The sequence below is a fragment of the Stieleria sedimenti genome (assembly GCF_025060895.1).
GTDB lineage: Bacteria > Planctomycetota > Planctomycetia > Pirellulales > Pirellulaceae > Stieleria > Stieleria sedimenti.
The window spans coordinates 26374-40285 of sequence record NZ_JANZKV010000298.1; the positions used below are offsets into that span (position 1 = coordinate 26374).

Annotated in this window: 9 protein-coding genes; 5 read left to right on the forward strand and 4 right to left on the reverse strand. The window is 60.0% G+C overall.

The window, feature by feature from the left end:
• Positions 1-151 precede the first annotated feature (151 nt).
• Positions 152-1837, reverse strand: coding sequence for a glycosyltransferase family 39 protein (locus NZK35_RS31020; RefSeq protein ID WP_259636413.1), 1686 nt, complete (start codon positions 1835-1837; stop codon positions 152-154).
• A gap of 253 nt (positions 1838-2090) precedes the next feature.
• Here NZK35_RS31020 and hisD point away from each other — a divergent pair, with 253 nt between their 5' ends.
• From hisD to NZK35_RS31035, 3 genes are all read left to right on the forward strand, one after another.
• Positions 2091-3455: a histidinol dehydrogenase gene (hisD, locus tag NZK35_RS31025; protein ID WP_259636414.1), complete on the forward strand. Its 1365-nt coding sequence runs from the start codon at positions 2091-2093 to the stop codon at positions 3453-3455.
• Positions 3456-3666: 211 nt separating this feature from the next.
• On the forward strand, positions 3667-4731 hold the full coding sequence (gene hisC, locus NZK35_RS31030) for a histidinol-phosphate transaminase (RefSeq protein WP_259636415.1): 1065 nt from the start codon (positions 3667-3669) through the stop codon (positions 4729-4731).
• Between the two features lie 31 nt (positions 4732-4762).
• Positions 4763-7249 carry a hypothetical protein gene (locus tag NZK35_RS31035; RefSeq protein WP_259636416.1) on the forward strand — a complete coding sequence of 829 codons (2487 nt, stop codon included), beginning with the start codon at positions 4763-4765 and terminating at the stop codon, positions 7247-7249.
• Between the two features lie 202 nt (positions 7250-7451).
• Here NZK35_RS31035 and NZK35_RS31040 read toward each other — a convergent pair whose 3' ends face one another.
• Positions 7452-8015: a four helix bundle suffix domain-containing protein gene (locus tag NZK35_RS31040; protein WP_259636417.1), complete on the reverse strand. Its 564-nt coding sequence runs from the start codon at positions 8013-8015 to the stop codon at positions 7452-7454.
• Between the two features lie 205 nt (positions 8016-8220).
• Between NZK35_RS31040 and hisB the strand changes: the two genes are divergently transcribed.
• A complete protein-coding gene (gene hisB, locus NZK35_RS31045; RefSeq protein ID WP_259636418.1) occupies positions 8221-8808 on the forward strand; it encodes an imidazoleglycerol-phosphate dehydratase HisB in 588 nt (195 codons plus the stop codon).
• Here the strand turns inward: hisB and NZK35_RS31050 are convergent.
• The gene (locus tag NZK35_RS31050; protein ID WP_259636419.1) at positions 8805-9488 is read right to left on the reverse strand and encodes a hypothetical protein; all 684 of its coding nucleotides are present in this window, start codon (positions 9486-9488) and stop codon (positions 8805-8807) included. The genes hisB and NZK35_RS31050 overlap by 4 nt on opposite strands.
• 109 nt (positions 9489-9597) lie before the next feature.
• Complete coding sequence (amrS, locus tag NZK35_RS31055) at positions 9598-12771, reverse strand: AmmeMemoRadiSam system radical SAM enzyme (protein ID WP_259636420.1); 3174 nt, start codon at positions 12769-12771, stop codon at positions 9598-9600.
• Positions 12772-12910: 139 nt separating this feature from the next.
• Here amrS and NZK35_RS31060 point away from each other — a divergent pair, with 139 nt between their 5' ends.
• Positions 12911-13822, forward strand: a complete 912-nt coding sequence (locus tag NZK35_RS31060; RefSeq protein ID WP_259636421.1) for a sugar phosphate isomerase/epimerase family protein — start codon at positions 12911-12913, stop codon at positions 13820-13822.
• Positions 13823-13912: the final 90 nt, after the last annotated feature.

The window sequence follows — 13912 nt, forward strand, 5'->3', positions numbered from 1 at the left end:
TTAGCGGTATTGGGCTAAAGGCTGGACACCAACGACCGGACCTGCGGAAAAAATTTGCACACGACAGATAAAGAACCTTACGAATCCGCCCAGTCCCGACTGGCAGCCGAGCTTGTAGTCTGCCCGATTGACCGCAGGACTGCAAATCAATTCACTCGCCGAAATCCAAGCGGAACACCACCGGCCGGCCGGGAAACGTTTTCACCGCCGAAACGGGCCGAAAACGTTCCAACCGGTCGATGAATCGCCTGCTCGACCGGTCGCCCGATCGCGAAACCAACCAGACCCTCGCTTGGGGATGCGGAAGGTTTCGCACATGATGCCGGACCCAACTTTCGTGCTCAAACGCGCCGACGGCCACCACGGGATCGAGTGCGTACGGCCCGCGGAGCGGAAACGTCAAGTAGTCCCACTGGTCCTCGCTGACCGTTCCGGCCTCGGAGATCGGCCGGCGAAGAAAACTGGCTTCAATCAGCTGGCTGTCCAACCAGACCACGTCGCCATCGCCGATTTCGCCGCGAACCGACTCCACCGCCCCACGCCATTGCTCACCGCGCAGCTGAACCGGCCAGCGACCGGCGGCCAATGTTCGCAACGTGCCCTGGTACCAGAGCACAAAGCCGAGAAACAAAACCACAACCACGATCCCACAGCCCCGGCGTAACCACAGCGACGAGTTACCTTCCGCACCCACGCTGCTGAAACCCCGCACGATGCGAACCATTTCAGAATGAAAGATCGCGACCATCTCACCCGCGGTCCAGGCCAACAACGGCAGCGCGGCGACGTAGTAGCGACGATGCCACAGCGGCACCCACTCGAAATACGACGCGCAAAAGAACAGCATCGTTCCCGTCACGGCGACCAAACCGGGGATCACTCCGATCCAATCCACGCGATCGGACGGCTCTCCGGGGTCGTCGCACGAACGAGAGCGAAACGGCTGCACCAGACGGCTTGCCATCCACATGCCGAGCGCGGCGCCCAAGGGCAACAGCACAATCGGTACCCAAGCCCAGGCGTACCAGAGCTGCCACCAAGACGTCGCCTGCCCGAATGCCCTCCATAACTGACGCCGTTGCCACGAATCCGGCAGCGAAGACATCGCGAGCGCGGCAAGGGTTGCCACCGCAACGACGACCGCAAACACATCGGCTCGCCACCAACGCATTCGCCCACGTTTCCATGCAACCCACACGGCACAGGGGATCAGCAACGACAACACCCCCAGCGACGTCGGGTGAACCAGGGCGGCGACACAAATCCAAAACAGCATCGCCAATCGCCACCGCGCACCGCCGTAACTGTGCGCTGGGCCGAAACGATGCGTTTCCGACTGCCCCTGCCCGTCGACCGCTGCCGGAGCCTTTCCCAACCAGGTCATCATCGACCAAACGGCCAGCACAGCGTACAGCATGACGAAGGCGTAGGCCCTCAGCTCGCATCCAAAAAACACTCCGTTGGGATCGATCGCCAACACTCCCCCGGCGACCAACCCGGCGGAGACGTTTCCGGTTCGCCGGGCGACCCCCACGACCAGCAACGCCGACGCCAACGCACTGGCCAAAACGCTGCTGAGCCGCATCGGCAATTCTCCGGACCCGACCACGGCCGACCAGATCCACAAGAGGTGGAAGTAGCCCGTGGTTTGGTTCCCCGCGGCCGCCCGCGGAGCGACTTCGGAAAACCCGTCCGCGACCACCCACGCCGAATGCAATTCATCCAGCCAAAAACTCTCCTGACACGAGGGCAACCGGAACGCCAGCGACAGCGACACGACGACGACGACGGCCAACAACGTCGCGCGCCCATCGATCGCTGTCGTACGTGTCTCCATCAAATCATTCATTCCTATCAATTCAAATCGATTTATGGCTCGGACGCCCGCTCGGGTGCTCGCCCCCCGCACCGCACGTCTCCGCGTCGTGTCGTGTCTTTCCGCCACATGGCTACGACTGGGCATCGGCGCTATCATAGGGACTCTGCCCGAATCGCCATGCCCCCTCGGCCGTCATTCCCCCGAAAGGGATTCCTCCGAGAGGCATTTCCCAACCGCTTTGGGCCTTCCAACGAGTCGAAAGAAAATCGCGATGTCCGCTCCCGAAATCCCCACGTTGAACCTGCAACGCGTCGACGCACGCGTCGGGTCTGCCGAAATCCTGCAACAGCTCCGCGACAAGCTCAGCCCCCAAGGCGACGTCGTTTCCCCCCGCGGACGGGCGTTGACCGAAGAGGTCTTCGGCGCCCCGCTGACTCCCGTCGAAGTCGTCCAGAGAATTTGTGCGGAAGTCCAACGGGACGGGACCGAGGCGTTGCTGAAATTCAATCAACAGCTCGACAAGGCCGACCTGACCGCCGACCAGCTGCGTGTTCCCGCAGAGGACTTGGCCGCCGCACATGCCGCGGCCGATCCGGAATTGATCGATTCGATTGCACGCATCCGTGACAACGTGGCCACCTTTCAGCAAGCGATTCTGCATCGCGACGTCACGATCGAGCCCAAACCCGGAGTCACGCTGACGCAGCGCTACGTGCCGCTGCGTCGCGTCGGTGTTTGCGTCCCCGGCGGCGCGGCGGCCTATCCGTCGACCGTGTTGATGACCGTGGTCCCGGCCCAAGTCGCCGGCGTCCAAGAGATTGCCGTGGTCGCACCGCCGACACCGTTCGGCGCCTACAACCAAGACATGCTGGCGACGTGTTATGAACTCGGCGTGACCGAAGTGTATCGCATGGGCGGCGCCCAAGCCGTTGCGGCGCTGGCCTACGGCACCGACGTCGTCCCGGCGGTCAACAAGATCGTCGGCCCGGGAAACCTGTTCGTCGCCCTGGCCAAGAAACACGTCTACGGCACCGTCGATATCGATTCCTTCGCCGGCCCCAGCGAAGTCATCGTGATCGCCGATCAAACCGCCCGCCCCGATTTTATTGCCGCCGATCTGTTGGCCCAGGCCGAACATTCCCCCGGCAGCGCGATCTTGATCACGTGGGACGAGTCGTTGATCGACGCGGTCAGCCGACAGGTCGCCAAACAACTCGCGCTGCTCGAGCGAGCCGAGTTGACGTTGGACAGCTTGGAAGCCTTCGGTGCGTTGATCCTGGTCCGCGACGAAGCCCAGGCTTGTGAACTGACCGATTCCTTCGCCCCCGAACACCTGCACATCGAAACGGCCAACCCGCGCGACCAGATCGCCAAGATCAAGAACAGCGGGGCCGCCTTCCTCGGGCACCACACGCCGGTCGCGCTGGGCGACTATGCCGCCGGTCCCAGCCACGTGCTGCCGACCGGAGGCACTTGCACCTGGGCCGCCGGACTGTGCAGCAACAGCTTCCTCCGCAGCGGCAGCATCACCGAGTTCGACGAATCGGCGATGAACCAGATCGCCCCCGACGTCGAACGATTGGCCGAGAAAGAAGGCCTGACCGCCCACGCCCGCAGCGTCTCGATTCGGAGATAGTTTTTTTCAAGTTTCAAGTTTCAAGTTTCAAGTTTCAAGTTTCAAGTTTCAAGTTTCAAGTTTCAAGTTTCAGGTTTCAGGTTTCAGGTTTCAGGTTTCAGGTTTCAGGTTTCAGGTTTCAGGTTTCAGATTCATTTTCCTGTCACCCATTTTCTTGTCTTCCCTTCCGGTCTTCCATTTTTCTGCCCTTCATTTTTCTGCCATCTCCCCCATGTCAAAAACCGACCTCCGCCCTGCCCTTTCGCGGATGTTGCCCTACACGCCCGGCGAGCAACCGCCGCCAGGCAAATTCATCAAGCTCAACACCAACGAAAACCCCTACCCGCCTCCGCCGTCGGTCGTTTCGGCGATCCGAGACGCCGCATCAGGTCCGCTCAACCGCTACCCCGACCCGACCGCGACCGTGTTTCGTCGCGCCGCCGCGGAGGTGCTCGGTCTGCCCGGTCCCGATTGGATTCTGGCCGGCAACGGAAGCGATGAAATCCTGACCATCCTGGTGAGGGGCTTTGTCGGCGAAGGCCAAAAGCTGCGACTGCCCTACCCCAGTTACATCCTCTATCGGACGCTGGCGGACATCCAAGGCGCGTCGTGGGAACAGATCCCCTTTCTCGACGGCTGGCATCTGCCGGCGATGTTTGGCGAAGGCGACAACGACTTGCGGTTGGTGCTGTTGCCCAATCCGAACAGCCCCAGCGGAACGGTGGTGCCGGCCGAACAGATCGAACAACTCGCCGCCACCTTGCCCTGCCCGTTGGTCGTCGACGAAGCCTACGTCGATTTTGCCGATTTCAATTGCCTGGATCTGGTGCAGCGACACGACAACATCCTGGTCACACGGACGCTGAGCAAATCGTACGGCTTGGCGGGCATCCGATTCGGTTTCCTGGTCGCCCAACCGTCACTGGTCGGCAAGTTGTCGAACATCAAAGACAGCTACAACTGCGACTACCTGGCAACCGTCGCAGCGACGGCGGCGATCCATTCGCAAGACTGGCTGAAGGACGTGGTGACAAAAATGAATGCCACGCGGGCCCGGATGGAGTCTCAATTGACCGAGATGGGATTCAACGTGACGCCCTCGCACGCGAACTTTGTCTGGTGTCAACATCCCAGCGGCCGGCATGCGGACCTGCACCAGTTCCTGAAAAAGCAACAGATCTTGATCCGCTACATGGACTTCCCCGACTGGGGCGACGGTTTACGGATTTCGGTGGGAACAGACCAACAATCCGATGCGTGTATGATGATGATCGAGCGGTTTCTGCAATCGCTCTAAGACCGCCCTCGTCGCCGCCCCACAACACGCCATGTTTGACCCGCTTCACAAGTGGCTGGGCATCCCGCCCTCGGAACAGCCGCCGAATGACTATCGGCTGCTGGGGCTGGCCAATTTTGAAGACGATCCGGAAGTCATCGACATGGCCGCCGATCGTGACCTGACGTTTTTGCACGGTCTGACCAACGGCGAACACGGCGAGGCCGCCGAAGAGCTTTCCAATCGGATTTCGGCGGCGCGTGTGCGGTTGCTCAACCCCGAAAAAAAAGCGGACTATGACGCCCAGTTGCGTGAACTGCTGGACGAGGGCGAAATCGACATCGACTCGGTCATCGATTCGCTCGGCACAGCCAAACAGACTCCGCCCGAAACATCCGCACCGGTCGCGGCACCGCAAAATGCGTCGGCCATCTTGGGGATTGCGGCGAGCACTCCAGCCGCTGCGCCAGCCCCAACGACATCCCCGACCACCGCCGCGGTCGCTCAAACGCCACGCCCCGAGGCGACGCCAACGCCGCAGGTCCACTCACGACCGAGCGGCAAGACGTCGCGTCGAAAACGCTTGAGCCTGTTCTGGGCCATCGGCGTCTTGCCCGCATTGCTCGTGCTCGGATACTTGGTCTTTTCGATCTGGAACGGCGAACTGCACCTGGATCCGAACAAGTTGCAACGCCTTGGACTCCCCGCCGAACAAGCGGCCAAGTTTGCCGGCGATTCCAAACTCCCGCCGCATGCCGAAACGTTGCCCGACGCCGCGGATGCAACGGCCCCCTCCGACACGCCCAAAAAAGTCGCCACATCACTCCCGCCCCACCAGGCCGGATCGGGGCAAACCGGACCGGGCCGAGCCGGATCGAACCAAGCCATGGCCGCGGTCTCCCCCGCCCCCGCATCGCCCGCGCCCAATCCTTCGCCCAACCGGACGCCCCCCTCGGACGCTTCAACAACCCCCGCCTCTCCACCGGGCTCGTTCTCCCCGGCGATCACTCCGCCCGTCTCACCCAGCCTGGCCGAGTACGTGACGCCGGCGGGAAAACATCCGATTCCCTCGGCCGACTCCATCACCGCGAAGATGCAAACGGTCAGGGACTTGTTTCAACCCGAATACTTGCAGGCCAAGCAACGCGAGCAGCGGATTGCGGTCGCAGACCAGATGCGTGAAACGGCCGACGAAACGAAGAACGATCCCGAAGGCCGATTCGCCCTGTACCGCGTCGCCCGCGAAATTTACATCGGCGAAAGCGACTTTGATTCGGCGTTTGAAATGGTCGATCTGCTCGACCAATCGTTCGAAGCGATCGATGTGATGGGTCTGAAACGTGACGTCCTCGAAAGTGTCGCGGGCCGGGGTGTCCCGACGACCGAGTTTTCCGACGCGGCGATCAACGTTGCAGACGAATGTCTACACGCCGGCCGACTCGATGACGGCATCGCAATCTGTAAGACGCTGCTCGAAACGGTCCAACGAATCCCGTCGCCCCAATTGGGGCGACTGAAGGATGTTGAACAACAGCTCGCCGACGCGAAAACGCTGTTCGGTGGCTACCAACTCGGTCTGGCGACGTTGGAATCGAATCCCGACGACGCCGACGCCCAATCGGCCGTCGGCAAGTACCTGTGCCTCGTCAAAAACCGTTGGGCCGATGGGCTGCCGCGACTCGCCGCCGGTTCCGATCCGCTCTACCGCGAAGCCGCCGCGAAGGAATTGACGCTCGCCAATGCCGACATGACGGAACTGCAGGTCGCCGACGGTTGGTTCAAGATCCTCGACAGCTCCGAATCGAGTTTTGAAAAACGGTCGCTGGCCAATCACGCCAAATCGTTTTATCAATCGGCCCGACTCAAGACCGCCGGATTGGAAGTTCGAAAAATCGATCAGCGGCTGATCGTTCTCAACGCGTTGGGAACGCCCGGCCCGCTCAGCGCCGCGCGGATTCGCGCCGAACAACGCGAGGCAGCGGCCAAGGCCAAACTGGATGCCAAGAACCGAGCCTTAGCCGCGCAACCCAAAGTCATCCAATCTCGCACCTACGATTCAACCGCGTCCACGGATTTTGCCCGAATCCGCGGCAACACGATCGTCGTCGGAATGGGCAACACGTCGTTGGGAACCGGCGAGGCCGCAGCCGGAATCGAGTTTGAAAACGTCGGAACGATCAGCGTGCAGGGTGCCCCCTCCCACGCCACCATGGTCACCTCCTCGGCAACCTCGAAAATCGGCTTCGTCATCGATTACCACACCGGTTCCAGTTACTCCAAGCGGGTGTTCCTGAACTTCGGCACCAACACCCCAAACGACTTCTCTCCCAATCCGCCCTGGGGCACCGGCAAAGCGCCCGACGACCGTGATTTCTTGCCCGTCAGCCCCCAATACACGCTTGATTTAGAGAAATGGGCGCCCGGCAATTGGGATGGCAAGTGTTGGTTTTCCGTCTACATGCAAAATTCGGGAATGAATCGCATGTTGACGGCAACCGTTGCGTGGCAGCCCCGATCCAACCCTCTCGAATCCGAGTAAACGATTGAGCATTCGCGGGTCCGAAAAGCCGACGTCCAAATCGAACGCCACTCCACCAGCGTCCCATCTGAAACCGTCGATCCGTTCGATCCCGAATGGTCGATTCTGTGAAGGTGGCTTGCGTTGGTCTGATTGGTCAGCTGCTGGAAAATTGGACCTATGGGACAGATAGGACGTATGGGTCCCATTGGTCCCATTGGTCCTATTTCGGTCGTTGCCGTCCCCTGGCGTCAGTCCTCGCCCGGTACATCCGTTCGCGCAACCCACCCTCGCTGAGAAACGCTTGTTCCAATTGTCGAATCTGCCGGTCGAGCATGTAGTTGGTTTGATGAACCAAACACACCGCGATATTCGCAACAACGATGCCGTCACGCGTTTCCACAAACCTCCGGTACGTCTGATAACTCTCCCCGTTCTTTCGCCCCAACCCCCGCACGTACAACGCTTGCTCCGAACCCTTGTCCCATAATTGGCCGTCTTGATTGCGGATGTAATCGCGGTAGTCTTCCAACAACTCCTCCAAGCTCGCGCGCGCAACGTTTGTTAATTTGATTTCCGTCTCCTTCGAAGTGCCCGACGCCATACTCCCTTCGATGATGTTTTGCTTGCCGCTGCGAGCCGCCTGGATCATTTGATCAACGGTGCGGTCGAATTTGGACAGAAACCGATCACAGAAGCGAACCGTGACGTCATAGACGATCACCGATTTCTGATAAGACACGAGATCCTGATAACCACCATGAGCTGGAATGAATCCGCTGGACATGGATGACCTCCTTCGGCAGTCAGGGGCAGATGAGGTCGGCGAGTTTAGCAGAACGGCGAACCTCTGCAGAGGGGTGCACAACAATAGGACCAATGGGACAGATAGGACGTATGGGTCCCATCTGTCCCATAGGTCCTATTCGGTCGCTATATTCTGCCAACCCCAACCCCAACCCCAACCCCAACCCCATCACCTCACCCCCACCATGCCACGCTCCGCTCAAATTCAACGCACCACCGGTGAAACCGAGATCCGCCTTTCGATCAATCTGGACGGGGGTGGTTCGGGGACACGCAACTCGGGGATCGGGTTTCTGGATCACATGCTGGACTTGCTGGCCAAACACGCGTTGATCGATTTGGACGTCGATGCCAAGGGCGACCTGCATGTCGACGACCATCACACCGCCGAAGACATCGGGATCGCGCTGGGGCAGGCGATCGATCAAGCGCTCGGCAATCGCGCCGGGATTCGTCGCTACGGCCATTTCACGCTACCGATGGATGAATGCCTGGTCACCGCGGCGGTCGACTTGGGCGGGCGGTATGCGTTCGAATACAACGCCCCGATTGCGGCTTCAAAGATCGGCACCTTTGACAGCGAACTGGTCGAACACTTTTGGCAATCCTTTGCCGCCAATGCGAATTGCAATCTGCATGTCGTGCTGCACCACGGACGCAACGCACACCATATCGCCGAGTGCGTGTTCAAGTCGGTCGCCCGGGCGATTCGAATGGCCGCCGAATCCGACCCGCGCAGCGACAGCGTCCCGAGCACCAAGGGCGTGCTTTAGCGGGCGATGATGGAATCGAGGGCGAAATCTTCGTGAGCGTCGTACGGATAGAACTGCCGTGCGACTCGCTTGCCAAGAATTCCCAAATAAAGTTTTCGGAACCGGGCTTCGGTCGTCTCGTTGGTGTACACCCCGGCGGTATTGGGGTACGTGAAGTCGTCGATGTCACGGGTGAATAGCTCTTCGCCGGTCTTGGCATCGATTACCGTGATACGAACGTCGGCGTGGCCGCGATACAACGTCGCTCCGTCGCGCAGCTTCAAATTCATCACTTCGATCGCCAGCACTTTTTCCGCATCGACGCCGCGGCCGATCTCGGCGAATTCGACTTGATCCCAACCGTGGGTGTCGCGCCAGTTTGCGATTTTGTCTTCGCGAATCAGCTCGATGTCATCCACCTCTTTGGACAGCCATTGCATCACATTGCGGCCCAAGATCCGCGCCGACACGTCGTCGCTGTATTGGCTGTTTTCGGTCAACGTGACGACTGCCACGCGAGAGTCCTCCAACCCCTCATAGGCCGCCGGTACCTTGTCAGCGCCGGAGGCGTGAATCAGGTTGGACAGCAGTCCGAGACAGCCGGCTTGGGTGGAAACAAGAATGCAAGCGACCGCCGTCAAGCCGAGGCTTGCGACCAGGCGTGTCCCCTTGCCCGAGGAATGAAAACGAGACAATCGCATCGGCACAAAATCCTTTTCGTGGCTGATCTTCTGGTGAAACCTTACGCGATACCGAAAATCTGAGCTTGCCCGCAAGGTTCATCACCGCAGGTTTTTGACGGAATCCAAATTACACATCCTCCCAAATCACCCCCGCATACCCCACCACGCGTTCTTGACCACCGCCGTAGTCTGCACTCGTCGCGTACGCGATTTCCTCCGCTTTGGCCGTTTTCCCCAGTTTTCGCATCACCATCAACACAAGTGCCGCGGGGATTTGGCCACACATGCTGATGCTTTCTTCGCCGCAAACCCGCAACAATTCGGCGCCGTCGCCGGTGGCCAACGCGTCCAGTGCCAATCGGTCTCGCCGACGGTTTTCTTCGTCGTCGGCAAAATGATTCATGTCACTACTGATCACCAGCAGCGGCGGCTCGTCCTGCTCCTTGATCCACTCGGCCAACGCCGACGCGGCGGAATCCAAAGCCTGGAGGTCCCCGCCGTGCATCGCGATCGCGGCCAATCGGGCATCGGGGCACAAGCGATTGATCAATGGCAATTGCACTTCGATCCCATGCTCTCGCGCATGGGCGCGCGAATCCAGCTCCATGCCGGGAATCTGTTCGGCCAACTCGCGGGCCAGCTCCTCATCGCCCGCGATCTGAACGGTATCACTCAACTGCCAGTGATGATGCGGCGCGACCGCCCAATCGACTCCGTCGGCGGTGTGCTTGGGTCCGATGATCAACACGCGATCGGGAACATCGATCCGCCGCCAAATCTCCGCCGCCACGCGGCCGCTGAATCGAAGCCCCGCATGCGGGACCATCACGGCAAACGCCTTGTGTTTTTTGCAATCGGGCAATCCATCCAGCAAGCGATCGACCTCCGCCTCTCGGGCGCTGTCCTCGGCCGGATAAAACGCCCCGGCCACGGCGGGCCGTCGGACGGTGAAATCCGCATCAGCCCTGGGACCGAGCGACACCGAAATCGCATCGCAGGAACAGTCACAGTGCATCGAATACAACTGCTCCCCGCCGCGAAACCGTTCCATCGCGCGTGCCGCTTCGATCAACGCCTGCGGCTGCTGGTCCTGTCCATATTGAATCGCCCAACGCCGGCCATCGGTCAGCACCATCGCACGCGTCCCGCCATCGGTTCCTCGCATGTCCGCATCCTCGAGCGGGCCGTGATGCACACAATCACTCAAGACCGCCAATTCGACGTCGCATTCGTTTGCCGAAAACACGCGTTCATCCAACCACAGCGACGCCTGTTCGGTCATCTGATACAGCGACGTCTGCATCGGGCGGGTGTCTTTGATGCTCAGTTGCAGCCACTGATGCGAACCGTGACTGGGATGCCGAATCGAAAGGATCAGCCCCAACACCTCCAGATCGCTGACGCCCATCGCGTAATACATCGGCGTGGCGCCGATCTGCAGGGCGATCAAATTGCTGCGCACCCAGTCACGACAGAGTGACAATTCATGCCGGGTCAACAGTTGTTTTTCATGCCGCAACAGCGACGGATCGGTTTCGAATCGACAACCGAAATGAACTCCATCGAACAACATCACTTGGGCATCGTCGCGCAACCACACGCCAGCCGGCAATCCCGCCTTGCGACACACGGCATCCAAAAATTGCCGCGCATTCCAGCCTTGCTCGATCGCAACCTGGGGCAACAACAAACCGCTGTTGTGTCCGAACTGGATTCGTAAGCCGTGCGTCCCCACCTGGACCGCCTGCTCCCGCTGTTCCCCCTGAACACCGATCGGCCGCAGCGGTCCGAGCAGCGAAACCGACAGATCCAAGTACGGCAATTCGCTCATCGACAGCGGCGCCATGCGCGGATCGCGCGCCGTCCGTGCCGCCGAATCCGCCATCGCTTCACCGAGTTTCATCAACCCGCCCTGCCGGCCGCAACAGCCGCGTAGTGTCTCGCCGCGTTTGACGGTCACGAACACTCCGTCGATCGGCAGCTCGGCCAGCTCACCGAGCGATTGGATCGCCACGGACTGATCCAGTCCGCCGACCGCGGCCTGCACCATCGCCGAGGCCGCTTTTAAGATCGTCGACTTCTGATCGTCCGTCAGCTTCGTCAGATCGTTCCATTGTGTCGTCGCCATCGCTTTATCCTCCACTGCTGGTTGCCGTTTGGTTTTGTCCAGTCGTGAGCCCGCGTCTTCGATCTGCACAAGCCGTTGCTGCGACCCGACGGCCTGCATCGGTTGCTCGATCGGCTCGATGCGGACACGTTGCCGTCGCCCACCCCAATCCCCGGGAACATCCTCAAACACGCCCGGGATCGTGGCGTCACACTTGGAACACCGATTCCCCGACAACGTGTACCGCCCCAACTGATGCCAGTCGCGTTCGATCAACAACGCCCCGCAACCGTGACAGTACGTACTCTGTCTGGCGATGTCATGCACGTTGCCGACGTAGACGTAATTCAATCCACACCGTTTGGCGATGTCATAGGCCATGACCAGCGTCGACAAATCTGTCCCGTTGCGATCGGTCATCTTGAAATCGGGATGAAAGGCCGTGAAATGAATCGGCACGTTCGGCCCGACGTGCTCCATCACCCAGGTGCACATCCGCCGAATCTCGTCGGCGGAATCATTCGCATCGGGAATGATCAAATTGGTCAGCTCGACCCAACAATCCGTTTCATTGCAGACGAACTCGATCGTGTCCAAAACCGGTTGCAGGTGCGAACTGGTGACCTTGTAATAAAAGTCTTCGGAAAAGGCTTTCAGGTCGATGTTGGCGGCATCCATCGCGCCGAAAAATTCACCGCGAGCCTGCGGGGTGATGTAGCCGGCGGTCACCGCGACCGACTTGATTCCGATCTCGCGGCAAGCCAGCGCCGTGTCGATCGCATACTCGGCCCAAATCACAGGATCGTTGTACGTGTACGCGACGCTTCGACAACCCGAGCGCTGGGCCGCCAATGCGATTTCGTTCGGCATCGCTCGATCGCTCAACCGAGCGACTTCTCGACTCTTGGAAATGTCCCAGTTCTGACAGAACTTGCACCCCAGGTTGCATCCGGCCGTTCCAAAACTGAGCACCGGGGTGCCGGGCAAAAAGTGATTCAGTGGTTTCTTTTCGATCGGGTCGATGCAAAACCCGGTGCTCTTGCCATAGGTGTCCAACACCATTTGACCGGCGACGTTCTTGCGAACAAAACAGAACCCCCGGTCGCCCTCTTTCATCCGGCACGCCCGCGGGCACAGCTGACACAGAATTCGCCCGTCTTCTGTTTCCGTGTACCAGTGCGTTTGAGTTATCATGGGTATCGTCCTTCGGTCTCTCGCCATCGGCACCCATCCGGGCACCGAACCGTGGCAGAGGCTTCCAGCCTGTCATCCCTTGGGTTCTCCAGGCCGGAAGTCGTTTCCTCGGATACTACACCTACCAAATCCACCATCGATGACCACCAGCCGCCGTCAATTCATCGCCGCGTCCGCCGCCAGTGTGGCCGCCAGCTTCGCCGCCGCCCCGATTCAATCGGCGCTCGGAAACGACGACATCGCATCTGATAAGAATACCATCTGTGTCTTCACCAAACCGTTTAACTCGCTGACCTTTGACGAACTGGCCGAAAAGATCGCGGAAATCGGATACGACGGGATCGAGGCCCCGATTCGTCGCGGCGGACACATCGAACCGGAAACGTGTGCCGATGAATTGCCCAAATTGGTCGAAGCACTCGCCAAGTGCGGCCTGGAAATCACCGTCATGACGTCCGACATCAATGACCCGGACGACCCGCTGACCGAGCGAGTGCTGCGAACCGCCGCGACCCTGGGGATCAAGCGATACCGCATGAAATATGTTCACTATTCGCCGGATCGGGCGATCAACGACCAGCTCGCCGACTGGCACGACCAATTCGTCGATTTGGCGGCCTTGAATCACGACTTCGGCATCACCGGACTGTACCAAAACCACGCCGGCAACAAATACATGGGCGCGGCGATTTGGGATCTCGACCGCGTCCTGGACGGCATCGCGCCGACCGACATCGGCATGGCTTATGACATTCGACACGCCACCGTCGAGGGAGGCACAAGCTGGCCGACCACCTTTCGCATGATCCGTGATCACATCGACACGGTCTACGTCAAAGACTTCGTCTGGGAAGGGACCAAAATGAAAAACGTGCCGCTAGGCGAAGGCCGGGTCGCCCCAGCCTTTTTCAACATGCTGGCCGCGACCGACTTCACCGGCCCGATTTCACTGCACGAAGAATACATCGATCACAAAGCCCCCGAACTCGTGCCCCAACACCTCGCCGCGATCAAAAAAGACCTCGCAACGCTGCACGACATGATGAAGTAACACCAATGGCACGTGCATCAGCGCTGGTGTGCAGGCTTCAGCCGCCCGTTTCGCTGCTCCGCAGCGACCAGGAATCGCCTAAAGGCCAAT